16 protein-coding genes are annotated in these 13,164 nt (G+C 59.5%); 7 read left to right on the top strand and 9 right to left on the bottom strand.

All coding sequences use genetic code 11. The features are described from left to right. The first annotated feature begins 183 nt into the window (after nt 1-183). The 3 genes from PY649_RS35185 to PY649_RS25610 all read left to right on the top strand — a co-directional run bounded on the left by PY649_RS35185 (nt 184) and on the right by PY649_RS25610 (nt 2,809). Entirely contained in the window at nt 184-639 is a 456-nt protein-coding gene (locus tag PY649_RS35185; protein ID WP_432761406.1) for a hypothetical protein, read from the top strand. A gap of 60 nt (nt 640-699) precedes the next feature. Further along, on the top strand, nt 700-2,208 hold the full coding sequence (locus PY649_RS25615; protein WP_285871661.1) for a protein adenylyltransferase SelO: 1,509 nt from the start codon (nt 700-702) through the stop codon (nt 2,206-2,208). 67 nt (nt 2,209-2,275) lie between these two features. Then, nucleotides 2,276-2,809, top strand: a complete 534-nt coding sequence (locus PY649_RS25610) for a hypothetical protein (RefSeq protein ID WP_285871660.1) — start codon at nt 2,276-2,278, stop codon at nt 2,807-2,809. A 90-nt stretch (nt 2,810-2,899) separates the two neighbouring features. Here PY649_RS25610 and bla read toward each other — a convergent pair whose 3' ends face one another. From bla to dmeR, 3 genes are all read right to left on the bottom strand, one after another. Further along, on the bottom strand, nt 2,900-3,925 hold the full coding sequence (bla, locus tag PY649_RS25605; RefSeq protein WP_285871659.1) for a class A beta-lactamase: 1,026 nt from the start codon (nt 3,923-3,925) through the stop codon (nt 2,900-2,902). An 85-nt stretch (nt 3,926-4,010) separates the two neighbouring features. Further along, nucleotides 4,011-4,982: a CDF family Co(II)/Ni(II) efflux transporter DmeF gene (dmeF, locus tag PY649_RS25600; RefSeq protein ID WP_285871658.1), complete on the bottom strand. Its 972-nt coding sequence runs from the start codon at nt 4,980-4,982 to the stop codon at nt 4,011-4,013. A 36-nt stretch (nt 4,983-5,018) separates the two neighbouring features. Continuing rightward, entirely contained in the window at nt 5,019-5,291 is a 273-nt protein-coding gene (dmeR, locus tag PY649_RS25595; RefSeq protein ID WP_285871657.1) for a Ni(II)/Co(II)-sensing transcriptional repressor DmeR, read from the bottom strand. A gap of 342 nt (nt 5,292-5,633) precedes the next feature. Between dmeR and PY649_RS25590 the strand changes: the two genes are divergently transcribed. Continuing rightward, nucleotides 5,634-6,122, top strand: coding sequence for a GNAT family N-acetyltransferase (locus PY649_RS25590; protein ID WP_285871656.1), 489 nt, complete (start codon nt 5,634-5,636; stop codon nt 6,120-6,122). Nucleotides 6,123-6,161: 39 nt separating this feature from the next. Here PY649_RS25590 and PY649_RS25585 read toward each other — a convergent pair whose 3' ends face one another. Then, the gene (locus PY649_RS25585) at nt 6,162-6,779 is read right to left on the bottom strand and encodes a cysteine peptidase family C39 domain-containing protein (protein ID WP_285871669.1); all 618 of its coding nucleotides are present in this window, start codon (nt 6,777-6,779) and stop codon (nt 6,162-6,164) included. Between the two features lie 115 nt (nt 6,780-6,894). Here PY649_RS25585 and PY649_RS25580 point away from each other — a divergent pair, with 115 nt between their 5' ends. Then, on the top strand, nt 6,895-7,665 hold the full coding sequence (locus PY649_RS25580) for a class I SAM-dependent methyltransferase (protein ID WP_285871655.1): 771 nt from the start codon (nt 6,895-6,897) through the stop codon (nt 7,663-7,665). 17 nt (nt 7,666-7,682) lie between these two features. Here PY649_RS25580 and PY649_RS25575 read toward each other — a convergent pair whose 3' ends face one another. The 3 genes from PY649_RS25575 to PY649_RS25565 form a co-directional block, all read right to left on the bottom strand. Next, nucleotides 7,683-8,597 (bottom strand): cytochrome c, encoded by a 915-nt coding sequence (locus tag PY649_RS25575; protein ID WP_285871654.1) that lies wholly within the window; start codon nt 8,595-8,597, stop codon nt 7,683-7,685. Nucleotides 8,598-8,698: 101 nt separating this feature from the next. Next, nucleotides 8,699-9,142 (bottom strand): c-type cytochrome, encoded by a 444-nt coding sequence (locus PY649_RS25570; RefSeq protein WP_285871652.1) that lies wholly within the window; start codon nt 9,140-9,142, stop codon nt 8,699-8,701. 148 nt (nt 9,143-9,290) lie between these two features. Next, nucleotides 9,291-9,926, bottom strand: coding sequence for a LysE family translocator (locus PY649_RS25565; protein WP_285871651.1), 636 nt, complete (start codon nt 9,924-9,926; stop codon nt 9,291-9,293). Nucleotides 9,927-10,054: 128 nt separating this feature from the next. Here PY649_RS25565 and PY649_RS25560 point away from each other — a divergent pair, with 128 nt between their 5' ends. Then, entirely contained in the window at nt 10,055-10,756 is a 702-nt protein-coding gene (locus PY649_RS25560) for a helix-turn-helix transcriptional regulator (RefSeq protein ID WP_285871650.1), read from the top strand. Nucleotides 10,757-10,789: 33 nt separating this feature from the next. Here PY649_RS25560 and PY649_RS25555 read toward each other — a convergent pair whose 3' ends face one another. Then, nucleotides 10,790-11,572 (bottom strand): SDR family NAD(P)-dependent oxidoreductase, encoded by a 783-nt coding sequence (locus tag PY649_RS25555; protein WP_285871649.1) that lies wholly within the window; start codon nt 11,570-11,572, stop codon nt 10,790-10,792. A 166-nt stretch (nt 11,573-11,738) separates the two neighbouring features. Between PY649_RS25555 and PY649_RS25550 the strand changes: the two genes are divergently transcribed. After that, nucleotides 11,739-12,635 carry an AraC family transcriptional regulator gene (locus PY649_RS25550; protein ID WP_285871648.1) on the top strand — a complete coding sequence of 299 codons (897 nt, stop codon included), beginning with the start codon at nt 11,739-11,741 and terminating at the stop codon, nt 12,633-12,635. 9 nt (nt 12,636-12,644) lie between these two features. Here the strand turns inward: PY649_RS25550 and PY649_RS25545 are convergent, their stop codons facing one another. After that, nucleotides 12,645-13,151: an anthrone oxygenase family protein gene (locus PY649_RS25545; RefSeq protein ID WP_285871647.1), complete on the bottom strand. Its 507-nt coding sequence runs from the start codon at nt 13,149-13,151 to the stop codon at nt 12,645-12,647. Between the last annotated feature and the right edge of the window lie 13 nt (nt 13,152-13,164).

Here is a 13,164-nt window from a genome sequence, read left to right as displayed (position 1 = left end):
GATATCTCGGCTCACTCGTCCAGACCATCGGTCCAGACGAGTGCACCAATTATCTTGTCAACGCTGGATATGCTTCAAACAAAACATGAAACGCTCTAGGTAGAGAATAACGATGCTCTTCTCGAAGACCGCCATGCAAATACCGGGTCCGAGATCGTCTCGGGCGACCCCGCTGAAGGGGGCATGGCCAATCTTCTCGCAGCGCCTGTAGATACGATCGAGATATCCTTCGCTCGTCTTGATATTCTGGCTTTGCGCCAACACAAAAGCGGCGATATCGAGAAGATTTTCAACAGCTTGCGGGCGGTATTCGACAGAGAACCGCTTCATGGATTAGCGGTGCTTGTCAAAGAACGCGCCAAGCTGCTGCTTGACCTCTTCCCCAGTCAAATTGCGTCTCGGATCATCCAGCGAGGCCTTTACCCGCGTCCGGATCGCGGCGATCCTTTCTTCGTATTCCGCTTCCTCCCGCAGCCAAAGCCGCATTGCCGCGCGAAGGACCTCGCTCGTGGAGGCGTAAGCTCCGGCGTCGACGCGGCTCTTGATTGCGGCCACCATTTCGCTTGGAAGTGTGATACTCAATTTTTCATTCATGTCGCATTCTCAAATCAGGCCCACATCATTGGTGGGATAAAGTAGGATATTATCCTACTCCTCACAAGCCTTGCGCCGCACCCTCTCCAGCCTTACCTTAAGACTATGAGCTCACCCCTTCACGACAAGGTCGCGTTCGACGCGCCGCCGATACCGTTCGACAACAGCTATGCGCACCTGCCGCCGCAGTTTTTCGCGGAACAGGCGCCGGCGCCGGTCGGGGCGCCACAGTTGATAAAATTCAACAGGGCCTTGGCGCACGATCTAGGGTTGGACGTCGATGCGCTGGAACGGGATGGGGCTGCGATCTTTTCCGGGAGCAAGCTCTTGCCGGGTTCCCAGCCGATCGCGATGGCCTATGCCGGCCATCAGTTTGGGGGCTTCGTGCCGCAGCTCGGAGATGGCCGGGCGATCCTGCTTGGCGAAGTCGTCGACGGCAGCGGCAGACGCCACGATATCCAGCTCAAGGGCTCCGGGCCCACGCCGTTTTCGCGGCGCGGTGACGGACGAGCCGCGCTCGGGCCGGTCTTGCGCGAATATATCGTCAGCGAAGCCATGTATGCTCTCGGCATTCCGACGACGCGGGCGCTGGCGGCGGTCACCACAGGCGAGCCCGTCTATCGTGAAGAAGTGCTGCCCGGTGCGGTTTTCACCCGTGTTGCGGCAAGTCATATCCGAGTCGGCACTTTCCAGTACTTCGCCGCACGCGGCGATACGGACAGTCTGCGCATCCTGGCCGACTATGTCGTCGACCGGCATTATCCAGAGATCAAGGACAGAAAGAACCGCTATCTTGCGCTGCTGGAAGCAGTTGCCGCACGGCAGGCAGCCCTGATCGCCCGCTGGCTGCATGTCGGTTTCATCCATGGTGTGATGAACACAGACAACATGACCATTTCCGGCGAGACGATCGACTACGGCCCCTGCGCCTTCGTGGACACCTACCATTCGGCGGCCGTCTTTTCCTCGATCGATCACCACGGTCGCTATGCCTATGCCAACCAGCCGGCGATCGGCCAGTGGAACATTGCACGGCTGGGAGAAACGCTGCTGTCGTTGATCGACCCGTCGCTTGATGCGGCCGTCGACCTGGCGAATGCGGTGATCAAAGCCTATGGCGAACGTTTCCAGACCCATTGGCTTGCCGGCATGCGCGCCAAGCTCGGCCTTGCGACCGAAGAAGACGACGATCTCGATCTGATCCAGGCGCTGCTGGCGCTGATGCAACAGCAGCAAGCGGATTTCACGCTGACGTTCCGGCGGCTCTCCGACCTCGCTGAAAGTGACGGCGGCGAAGCCACTTTTGCCGGCAGTTTCAAAGATCCGAACTCCGCTGCGCCATGGCTGGCTCGCTGGCGGGAGCGGATCAAACGCGAGTCGCAATTGCCCAACGACCGTGCACGCGGGATGCGTGGGGTGAATCCGGCTTTCATTCCGCGTAACCATCGAATCGAGCAGTCTATCGAAGCGGCGCTCGAAGACGGCGATTTTTCCCTCTTCGAGGCACTGCTGACCGTGCTTGCCAGGCCTTATGAGGACCAGCCGGCCTTCGCGCCCTATGCCGAACCGCCTCAACCGGCTGAGCGGGTGCTGCAGACCTTCTGCGGAACATAAGAAGGCCTTAGCACACAAGCCCCGGACAGGCTTGCGGAGTCATCGTCGCGCCAACCCACAGGGAGACATGACGATGAAAGTTCATCACAGCACCCAGAGTTTTTTCAGCAGCCCGGTACAAAGCCAGCAGGATACGGATTCTGACGACAGCACGCCATTCATGCTGCCTGACGATAGCGGCAACCAGCAGAAGCAGGCGCCGTCGGTTACGTCCAGTGGCGTCCCCTCCTCCATTTCATCTGCCTTTTGGCTCAGCCAGACCGGGCAAACGGCGCCTTCGACATCCGATGTCGACGCTGATCAGAACAGCGGCGCGGCTCCCAGCATCAACGGTTCCGATTCGTCGAGCGATACTTCGAGCCTGGATATTTTGGACGAGTTTGCCAAGCTCGCGAATATGACGCCGGCCGAAAAGATTCGCGCTCAATATCTGGAGCAGCACAACTTGACAGAAGAGCAGTTCAGCCAGTTGCCGGCGGATCAGCAGAAGGCGATCAATGATGAGATCGCCGATCAAATCAAGCAGCAGCTCGGCAACAACAATCAGGCCGACAACAGCGATGAAACGAATAGCGCGGCGGCAGCCTTATCCATCGCCTGAGCTTTCTCGAAACAACATGAAGGCGATACGATCCTGATTCATATCGAGGTCGTATCTCCTTAATTTCATTTGCTATATTTCATAATTCTACTATTTTGCTCCCGCCATGCCCACGATGATCTTGGCGACTTCGGCGAAGACGGCCTCGATATCCTTTGCGGGCGCGGTTGCTTCGGCGACAAAGGTGGTGACGAGGATCGGGCCACGGTCAGTAGGCCAGATGACGGCGACGTCGGCATAGGAGCCGTTCTGACCGGTGCCGGTCTTGTCGCCAACCTTCCATTCCTGCGGCAGGCCGGCGCGCAGGCGTGCATTCCCGGTGGTATTGTTGACCAGCCAGTTCGACAACTGGTCGCGCGAAGTCTCTGACAAGGTATTGCCGAACGTCAAAAGCCCTATCGTATCCAGCATGGAATCAGGCGTCGTCGTGTCGCGCGGATCGCCCTTGATTGCCTGATTGACATCGGGCTCCTTCCGATCGAGCCGAGTTTCCGTGTCACCGATCGTGCGTAGCCATGCCGTCAGCGCCGACGGCCCCCCGAAACTGTCCAGCAGCAGATTGCCGGCTGTGTTGTCGCTCAGTGTAATTGCGGCCCCACAAAGCTGGGCGATCGTCATGCCGTCCGTGCCGGCGTGCTTTTCGGTCTCCGGCGAATAGGTGACGACTGCGTCCTTGCCGTAAGTGACACGGCGGTCGAGCTTCTCGACACCCTGATCGACACGGGCGAGCACGAAACCAACGGCGAGCGCCTTATAGGTGCTACACAACGGAAACTTCTCCGCTTCGCGGTGGCCGAGCGAAATGTTTGTTTCCGTATCCAGCACGGAAACACCGAGACGACCGCCCGTCTTTGTTTCCAGATCCGCCAACTGCTTTTCGGCATCGTCGGTCAATTGAGAATTGTCGGGACCCTGGTCGTCTTCCATGTCCTGATCGTTGTCCGGTGCGCCGGATTTATCCTGAGTATCGGATATGTCGGGCGTCGGGGCGGTCGCGTTGGGAGTCTTACTCGCGTTGGCACCCTGCGCGAAGAGGGCTTTTGGCCCAAATGTCAGCGCAGGAAACAGCGACACCGAGCCTGCCAAGAGGCGGCGGCGGGTAAGCAGTATGGGCATGCGGAAGCCTCCAGCAGAATCATGCGGATTCTGAGCTACGCGAGGAATATGGCAAGCCTCGGACGCGCCCAGTTTCCAGCCGACTTTATGCTGCCTTTTTGACCGTGACTTCAACGGTGACGTGCGACAATTCGTGGATATCGGCCAGCCGTGCCTTGTAGAAGGCAGGATCGCGCGGCTCTGGCGTTACCACTGCGACGATCGCTGCATGATGGCCGGGACCGACCTGCCAGACATGCAGATCGGTGATGTGGTCGGCACCCGTTTCGATGACCTCCCGAATCTCGTCCGGCAGGTCCTCGCCCGGCGGGATGAAATCGAGCAGGATAGCACCCGCGGAACGCAACAGGCTGAAGGACCACTGCAAGATCACTAGGCCGCCGACAATGCCCATGAGCGGATCGAGAAAAGTCCAGCCGTAGCGGCTGCCGAGCAGGAGGGCGACAATTGCCAGAACCGAGGTCATGGCGTCGGCGATGACATGGACATAGGCGGAGCGCAAATTGTTATCCTTGCCGCCATGATCATGGTCGTGATGATGGTCGTGCGCATGGTGATGATCATGTCCATGCGCGTGGGAATGCCCATGATGGTGATGATCATGATCGTCACGCAGCAGCCAGGCGCTGACAAGATTGACGAGGAGGCCGACAGCGGCAATCGCAATCGCCTCATGGAAATTGATCGCTACCGGATTCTGCAATCGCAACAGGCTTTCCCATCCCATCAACAGTGCGATCATGGCAAGGATGATGGCGCTGGCGAAGCCGGCGAGATCGCCGAGTTTGCCGGTACCGAACGTGAAGCGCGAATTATGGGCATGGCGACGGGCATAGAGATAGGCCAAGGCGGAAATCAGCATGGCGCTGGCGTGCGTCGACATGTGCCAACCATCGGCAACCAGGGCCATCGAGCCATACAGCGTGCCGGCGCCGATTTCGACCACCATCATCACCGTCGTTAGCGCGATGACCAGCCAGATGCGGCGCTCATTGCGGCTGTGATCGGCGCCCAGAAATACGTGACTATGCGTCAACGCATCCGAAGAACTACTCATGACATCAGTCTCCCGTTGGTTTGCGAAAGCCTCTGATCAGCGCAGATAGGTCTTCAGCACATCGGATATTTCGTCGACCGCCTGGCGGCGGGCCGCCTCGCTTTCGGCTTGGAGCACGTGCTCCTGCAGATGATCTTCCAGTATCTCGCCGGTCAGTCCCGTCAGGGCGCCGCGGATGGAAGAGAGGAGCTGCAAGATCTCCCCACACGGCCGCTCGGCCTCCAACGCTCTCTCCACAGCCTCCATCTGCCCCTTGAGGCGGCGGACGCGGGAAAGAAGCTTGGCTTGCTCACGAATGGTATGGGACATGTCGGCCTCACCTATAATATAGGGGGGTATACTATATTCATCTCCGAGAGAAAACCCGCGCTCTGCGATGCGCGGGTGCGGTAGACTGACGCGTGGCCACGCGCGCCCATTGTCGGATCATGGCGTGCGTGAGCGAGAGCATCGACTCTCCCCATTGACAAATCCGCCGTTCCGGATCATCTATGCCGCCATGATCACGCACCCGCTCCATAATCGCTCGTATTTTTGGCTGTACCTGTAAGGGGCGGCCGAGACAGATCATATTGTCAACAAGCCGCCGTCAGGCGGCTTTGTTGTATCGGCAGCGTCCTGACGGCATATTAGAAAAGGACGCAAAAACCCATGCTGGACGATAGCGAAATCTCACTTCTCCGCCCGCCTGTCATCACGATCCGCAATGCACATCCGCGCGATTTGCCGGAATTGAACGACATGATCCGGCTACTCGCCGCCCATCACGGCGACCCCTCGGCCACGACCCCAGAACAGCTCGAACGCGATCTCTTCGGCTCCGTGCCGTGGATCACGGCGCTGGTGGCGGAAGGCGAAAACGGGCTGATCGGCTACGCTATCCTCGTGCCGCTCTACCGCGCGCAGGAGGGCCAGCGCGGCATGGACCTGCATCATCTCTTCGTGCGCGACGGCCATCGCGGCCATGGCATCGGCCAGCATCTGGTCGACCGCGCTCGTGACGTTGCCCGCAAGGCCGGTTGCGGGTACCTCTCGGTCAGTGCCGCGACAGGCAATGTGCAGGCGCATCGCTTCTACGAACAAATGGATTTCAAGGCGCGCCCGGTCACCGGCATGCGCTATCTGCAGGCGCTTGCATGAGAGCGGTCCGCGCCGGGATCGCTGTTGACCTTCCTATGGTCAGCGATCGATGGCGATCCCGCGTCCGGCGAAGAACCGATCGAATGTCTTCAGGGGCAGTTCGACATTTTCGCGCGTCGCAGGCTCATGCCCGGAGGGATTGTGAAAGCGGATCGTGTCCGAATTGACCGCCGTCACCAGGACAAGATGTCCGCCCTTTGCCGGCGGCTGGGTCTCGGGCCAGCGGATTGAGTGGTGGACGGACGCAATGAAAAATTCGGATTGCGTCAGAATATCGCTGATGTCTGCGAGGGCTATCCTGGTGACCACCCTGGCGTTCAGGCCGAACCGATCTTTGACGAAGGGAACGAAGGGCGCATAGATCAGTCCTTTGATCTTACCGTCCGGTTCTTCGACATAGCCACCATAGTCCCTGCACGCCAACGCCAGATCCACGGTCGGCACGATTTGGCCGGTGCGTGCGGCAAGAACCATTTTCAGGCAGGCCATGCCACAGATGTTGCCGGCCCAGCGGGCATAATCCTCAACATCCCGCGCTCCGGAAGCTGCCCAAAGCGGGTCCTTCAGCAATGCGGCCTGCGCTCCTTCCGCCAGCACCGCCATGGTCATATCCGGCGTCTCCCACTGGCTGAAATAAGGAATTCTGCGCTCTGCCATTCTGTCCATGATCGCCCACTCCCGGCCCCTGCAACCCAAATTCGTCGCGCTGTAAAATTCAACCAAAATGCGCTAGAAAAAAGGCTCCCATCCGGATTTCGGCCGAGGATATGCCTTGGAACAGCGGTTCACTTTTGACGGCGTGGCAGCCCTCTATGGCGACGTTCGTCCCACCTATCCCGAGCACGTTTTCGATGACATCGCCGCGTTCTCCGGTTTGGAAAGCAGCAATGCGGTCCTGGAGATTGGCTGCGGCACGGGACAAGCAACGCTGGGCCTTGCCCGCCGCGACGTTTCCATCCTTGCCCTAGATCCAGGCGCGGAATTGATCGGCATCGCACGGAAAAACCTCGCGGAATTTCCTAATGTGCGTTTCGCGGAAACCACCTTTGAGGCTTGGCTGGGCGAGACCGCAGCGTTCAAGCTCGTGATGGCGGCGCAGTCCCTGCACTGGGTTGCACCAGAGGTCCGATTTGCCAAGACTGCCGAGCAGCTCGCGCCGGGCGGGACGCTGGCTGTCTTTGCCAATGTGCCCATGCCGCCGACGCCTCCGCTTGCCGCCGAATTCGCGCGTCTCTATTCACAGTACGCATCGTCGCTCTCCGGCCCGCCGGCGGAAGCCTGGTATCTGCCGGACGGCCCCTTCGCGAAACTGCTCGGCGAGTCCGAATATTTCGAACCGGCAACGCACCGATGTTATCCTTGGGGCCGCATGCATAACGCTGCAAGCTACACCGGCCTGCTTCGCACACTTTCAAGCCATCGGCTTCTGGCGGATGACCGGAGGGAGGCTTTGCTTGCTGCGCTTGCGGGGGTTATCGCCGTGTACGGCGGAGAGTTCAAGCTTCGATATGAAACTCACCTCTACATGGCAAAGCGACGCTGAGGCGATCGCCCTGCTTCTCACCGCGCCGGTGCCGCCTTCAGATAGGCCGCGATTGCGGCGCGGTCCGAGGCCGGCAGGCGGGCGATATTCTGTTGGACTTCGACCATGGAGCCGCCGGCGGAATCGAAGTCGGGGGTAAAGCCGGTTTCAAGGTAGCTGGCTATGTCGCCGGCGCTCCAGTTACCAATTTTCTTTGAGCCGGGAGTGATATCGGGGATACTGCCCTTGCCTTCCGGGTTCGGGGCGCCGGCCAGCCACTGGTCCCTCAGGAAGCCGCCTAGCCCGTCGCGCGGGGTGTGGCACTCGCCGCAATGGCCGGGGCCTTCCACCAGATATTGACCGCGCTTGATCTTGTCGTCGGCATTGGCAATGACGACGCGCGGCTGATCGTTGAAATAGAGGAACTTCCAGCCGCCGAGCGCCAGCCTGATATCGAAGGGGAACGGCAACTCATGCGGCGGCGCGACATTGCCGCTCTTCGGCAAGGTCTTCAAGAAACCCCAGAGGTCGTTGACATCCTTGTCGCTCATGCGGGTGTAGGAGCCATAGGGGAATGCCGGATAGAGATGCTCGCCGTTCTTCCCGACGCCACGCTTCATGGCGTTGCCGAAATCTGCAAGCGTCCAACCGCCAAGTCCCGCCTTCTCATCAGGCGAGATATTGGGGACATGAAAAGTGCCGAAGGGACTGTTCAGCGCCAAGCCACCCGACAGGAGCAATTTCGCATCGCCCTGCGCGCCCGGCGCGGCATGGCAGCTCGTGCATCCACCGGCCCAGAATACCTGCTCGCCGTTCTTGATGTCGGGATCGCCGAGATTTGCCCAATGGCTCGCCGGCAAGGGCGATGGCGCGGTGACGACATAGAAAGTGCCGAAGCCGATGATGACGACGCCGATAAGACAGAGCAGCCACCGGACAAATCGCGCAACCATGCCTCGCACCCCCTGTGTGCATCGAGAAATACTAAAATCCGCACCGGCAGCAAGCCGATGCGGATGCTTAAATCGTTCTTCGGTCGAAACCAGCCTACCGCCTAGTTCTTGGTGATGCGATAGGCCTGGTGACAGGCGCCGCAATTGCCGCCGAGGGTTTTCAGCGCAGCGCCAACGCCGGCCTGGTCGGCCGGCAACTGCGCGAGCGCAACCTCGGCGTCGCTCGAAAGCTTGTTGGCCTTGGCCTTGAAGTCATCCAGGTTATCCCAGACCTTCGGATTGACTTCGGCATCAGTCTTGTCGCTGTTTGGGCCGAAGTGGTCCGGGAAAGCCTTGGCGTTTTCGGCGATCGTCATCAGCGCCGCCTTGACGACACTGGCGTCGTAAGGCTTGTCGCCCTTGGCGATGGCGCCCAGAGCGCCGGCAGCGCCGCCGACCTTCTTCATCAACGCAATACGGGAATCATGCGTGCCATCGGCCGCAACGACGGAACCAAAAGCAACGCCGGCCAGGACCGTCGCAGCCACAATCGCTTTCCACTTCATATATCTCTCCCTACGTGATCTGGACCGCCAGAGCGGTCCGGCGCGTTGTTACGGCGCACATATTTGCCGGTTTCCGCGCCGGCAATGAAGTCACAAAGTGGTGAGAGCTGAGCAAAATCAGCGTCATATTTAAGACATATGCCGCGTTTCACGCCGTTTTCCACCCCTCCCAAATGGTGAACACCGAAACCGCAAATAGAAGCAGCCCGGCGGCACGACCGGCGAGGACGGTCGCCCTCGGATTGGCAATCAGCAAATCACGGCTACGGCCGGCGGTGACCGCAAGCCCGCCATAGACGGCAAATTGCGTCGCAATGGTCATGAGCCCCATGATAACAGCCTGGATCCAGATCGGGCCGTAGTCCGGCCTTAAAAACTGCGGATAGACTGCGAGCATGAAGAGATAGGCCTTGGGATTCACCAGGCAGGTAACCGCGCCCTGACGAAAAGCTCGCCAGGCGGAACGGCTGCCGGCTGGTCCGTCATGACCGACCGTGATCGAGCTGCGCATGAGCGTGATGCCGATAAAGGCCATGTAGGCCGCGCCGGCAACGAGCAGCGGATTGAACAGGATCGGTACGAAATGCATCAGCAGACCGATGCCGAGCGCACCGTTCAGCGAATGCACAGCGCCGCCGAGCATGATGCCGCCGGTGGCGGCAAGGCCGCGATTGCTGCCGCCGGTCAAGGAATTGGCGAGCACAAACAGCATGTCCATGCCAGGAACGATGATGATGCCGAAGAGGAGGAGAAAGTAGAGCCAGAGGTTTTCGCTATAGTTCATGTCAGTTGCCTATCGTCCTATGCCAGTAACTCGCAGAGGAACGTGTTGATTTTCAATTCGATAGGCAGTTTTATAGATCAACCCAACTGACAGGGTGTTGTCAGGAGCCTTCAAATCGCGAGGATGAAATGCGCAAGGCTTCGCGCCTGTTCGAGATCATCCAGATCCTGCGGCTGGCGAAAAAGCCGGTGACGGCCGCCGTCATCGCCGAGCGGCTGGAGGTGACGGTGCGTTCTGTCTATCGCGACATCGTCGCGTTGCAGGCGATGCGCGTGCCGATCGAAGGCGGGCGCGGCATCGGCTATATCCTGCGCCCCGGCTTCGACCTGCCGCCGCTGATGTTTTCGATCGAGGAGATGGAGGCGATCGTGCTGTCGCTGGCGCTCTTGGAGCGCACCGGGGACAATGAGCTGAAACTCGCCGCCAAGCGCGTCAGCGCCAAGATCGCGGGCGCTGTGCCGCCGCCGCTGCGCCAGGCGCTCGACGCCAATGCCTTGCACGCCTGGGGCTTTGCCGCACCTTCGGCCGGCGCCATCGACCTCGCTTTGGTGCGCCGCGCCATCCGCGACGAGGAGAAACTCGATCTCTCCTACCGCGACGAATTGGGTCGTGCCACCGAGCGCATCATCCGCCCGATCGCCCTCATCTATTACTCCGAAACCGCCAACATCGTCGCCTGGTGCGAGCTGCGCCAAGCGATCCGCAATTTTCGCAGCGACCGGATCGAAGGCTGCGAGGCGGCGGGACTATGGTTCAAGGGCGAGGGCGACGGATTGAGGCAGATCTGGGTGAATGGGTGGCAAATAAACACCCCAGCCGCGACCGGCTGAGGTGTTGCGAGACATCGGGGATACGGTCAGGTCCTAAATCACCATCCCACCCGAGACTTCGATGCGCTGACCATTGACCCAACGATTGTCCTCCGACAGCAGCGAAGCGATCATTGGGCCGATATCGTCAGGCAGGCCCGCGCGGCCGAGCGCCGTCATGGAAGCGACCACCTTGTTGACCTCGGGATTGTCGCGGACGATACCGCCGCTGAAATCTGTCTGGATCGCACCGGGAGCCACCGTGTTGACGGCGATGCCGCGAGGGCCGAGTTCTTTGGCGAGATATCGCGTCAGAACTTCGATCGCCCCCTTCATTGCCCCGTAGGCCGACGAGCCTGGGAAGCTGAAACGGGCGAGGCCCGAAGAAATATTCACGATGCGGCCACCATCATTGAGGTGCGGCAACAGCTTCTGGGTCAGGAAGTACACGCCCTTAAAATGCAGGTTGCAGAGATGATCGAACGCCTCTTCTGTCGTCTCGGCGAAGGATGCGTGATAGCCGGTGCCGGCATTGTTGATGAGGAAATCGAAACGATCGCGGCTCCAGCTCTGCTGCAGGGCCTGACGAACCTTGGTGACGAAATCATCGAAAGACGCGACATTTCCAGCATCGAGCTGCAGCGCCACAGCCTTACGTCCAGCCGCTTCGATCTCCGAGACGGCACTTTCCGCTTCTGCCCGATTTGAGTGATAAGTGAGGATGACGTCGATGCCCTTGCGAGCAAGATGAACAGCGGTATTTCGGCCGAGACCGCGGCTGCCACCCGTGATGATAGCGATCTTTGCGTTTGATTTATCTGCATTTTCAGTCGTCATTACCGTTTCTCCAAGGAATGTTTGATGGCGGAAGCCTACGCCCGCTAAGCCATCTCCTTGAATGCCGGAACTGTCGAATTTCTTGCCTATTCCTCCAAACGCCTTGCCTAGCGCAATGACGCGCTTATGATAACCGCAAAGCAACAGCTTGCCCCGGAGAACCAAGATGTCGTCTGCTCTCAAAGATGCGCTCATACAATTCATCGAGGCCAGCGATGGCGGCGACAACGGAGTATTTCCGACCGGCATCGACGGCCTTCACATCATGCACTCGACAGAATTGAAGATGCCGCATCCGATGGTCTACAAGCCGTCGCTCTGTGTTGTCGTTCAGGGTGCGAAGCAATTGATGCTGAACGACAGGATGATCGACTATGGCGAGATGCAGGCCCTCATCATCAGCATCGAACTGCCCGCATCCGGCCGGGTGATCCGGGCAAGCGCTGAGGAGCCTTACATCGCCATCTCCCTCGAATTCGAGGTCGGCATGATGCGCGAGGTGATGGAGCAACTCGATGTGCCGCCGAAGCCGACCGGCGGAATGGGACTCGGCATCTTTGTCGAGGACCTCGGCCAGCCCCTTGCCGAGTGCCTGGTGCGACTGACCAACCTGTTGGCGACTCCGAGGGCTATTCCGGTGCTCTATCCGGCGATCATGCGCGAAATCTGTTTCTGGATGCTCACAGGTCCGAATGGCGGTGAAGTCTGCAAGCTCGTTCTTCCGGATAGCCAGACGCGCCGTATTGCCGATGCCATCCATCTGCTGCGCGACAACTTCACCCAGCCGATGCGTATCGAACAGCTTGCCGCCGCCGCGCGTATGAGCCCTTCCTCATTCCATCAGCATTTCAAGACGCTGACCTCAATGACGCCGCTGCAATATCAGAAGCAGATGCGGCTGCTGGAAGCCCGCCGCCTGATGGTCGCCGGCAGTGCCAATGTGGAGAATGCAGCCTTTCAGGTCGGTTACGAAAGCGCCTCGCAGTTCAGCCGGGAATATGCCCGCATGTTCGGTTCGCCACCGAAGCGGGACGTGGCGGAGATGCGGATGGCAGCGGAATAAGGATCGGCGCTAGAGGGCAACCGCGGTCACCAACAGAATAAAAGCCAGTAATCCCAAGGCGGCGCGCGCGGCATGCGACCATTCCCAGCGGTCGCGCAGCATGGTCCAGTCCGGTTTGGCGGCGGTCTCGGTCCGATGACCACCAAACGGATCGTGAGAGAAGAAACCCGCGCCCAACCCTTTCAGCTCGATGTCTTTGAGCCAAAAATTGTTGACCGGTTGGATCAGCAACCAGAAGACGGCATGCATGAGGACCATAGCGGCAAAGGCAGCAGCAGAGAGCCAGAACGCGATCGTGTTCACTGGTGTCAGGAACAGGAGAAGCAGGATCAAAAGGGTGCCCAGCGGCTCCGCGACACCGCCGATTGTAAATCCGGGATAATAAATCTGCTGAACGATCAGATAGTCTTCTTTCGACAGTCGCATTTTTCCCGGCAGCTCCAGCAAATGCGCTAGCGCCAGGGCCATAGCGACTGCGACGACCAGGATTGTCAGGATTTGCAATGTCGGAAACATCGGCTTTGCCTCC

It is taken from the genome of Rhizobium mayense (genome assembly GCF_030272705.1).
Classification (GTDB): Bacteria; Pseudomonadota; Alphaproteobacteria; order Rhizobiales; family Rhizobiaceae; genus Rhizobium; species Rhizobium mayense.
Note: the sequence above shows the minus strand (reverse complement) of the source record. Positions and strands in the feature narration are given on the sequence as shown.

Excerpts from the sequence above, each read along its gene's own strand:
- PY649_RS25575 (WP_285871654.1), bottom strand. The coding sequence starts at position 8,597 with ATGGTTGCGCGATTTGTCCGGTGGCTGCTCTGTCTTATCGGCGTCGTC.
- PY649_RS25570 (WP_285871652.1), bottom strand. The coding sequence starts at position 9,142 with ATGAAGTGGAAAGCGATTGTGGCTGCGACGGTCCTGGCCGGCGTTGCT.
- dmeR (WP_285871657.1), bottom strand. The coding sequence starts at position 5,291 with ATGTCCCATACCATTCGTGAGCAAGCCAAGCTTCTTTCCCGCGTCCGC.
- PY649_RS25615 (WP_285871661.1), top strand. The coding sequence starts at position 700 with ATGAGCTCACCCCTTCACGACAAGGTCGCGTTCGACGCGCCGCCGATA.
- PY649_RS25590 (WP_285871656.1), top strand. The coding sequence starts at position 5,634 with ATGCTGGACGATAGCGAAATCTCACTTCTCCGCCCGCCTGTCATCACG.
- PY649_RS25550 (WP_285871648.1), top strand. The coding sequence starts at position 11,739 with ATGTCGTCTGCTCTCAAAGATGCGCTCATACAATTCATCGAGGCCAGC.
- PY649_RS25560 (WP_285871650.1), top strand. The coding sequence starts at position 10,055 with ATGCGCAAGGCTTCGCGCCTGTTCGAGATCATCCAGATCCTGCGGCTG.
- PY649_RS25555 (WP_285871649.1), bottom strand. The coding sequence starts at position 11,572 with ATGACGACTGAAAATGCAGATAAATCAAACGCAAAGATCGCTATCATC.
- bla (WP_285871659.1), bottom strand. The coding sequence starts at position 3,925 with ATGCCCATACTGCTTACCCGCCGCCGCCTCTTGGCAGGCTCGGTGTCG.
- PY649_RS25545 (WP_285871647.1), bottom strand. The coding sequence starts at position 13,151 with ATGTTTCCGACATTGCAAATCCTGACAATCCTGGTCGTCGCAGTCGCT.
- PY649_RS25565 (WP_285871651.1), bottom strand. The coding sequence starts at position 9,926 with ATGAACTATAGCGAAAACCTCTGGCTCTACTTTCTCCTCCTCTTCGGC.
- PY649_RS35185 (WP_432761406.1), top strand. The coding sequence starts at position 184 with ATGGCCAATCTTCTCGCAGCGCCTGTAGATACGATCGAGATATCCTTC.
- PY649_RS25610 (WP_285871660.1), top strand. The coding sequence starts at position 2,276 with ATGACGATGAAAGTTCATCACAGCACCCAGAGTTTTTTCAGCAGCCCG.
- dmeF (WP_285871658.1), bottom strand. The coding sequence starts at position 4,982 with ATGAGTAGTTCTTCGGATGCGTTGACGCATAGTCACGTATTTCTGGGC.
- PY649_RS25585 (WP_285871669.1), bottom strand. The coding sequence starts at position 6,779 with ATGGCAGAGCGCAGAATTCCTTATTTCAGCCAGTGGGAGACGCCGGAT.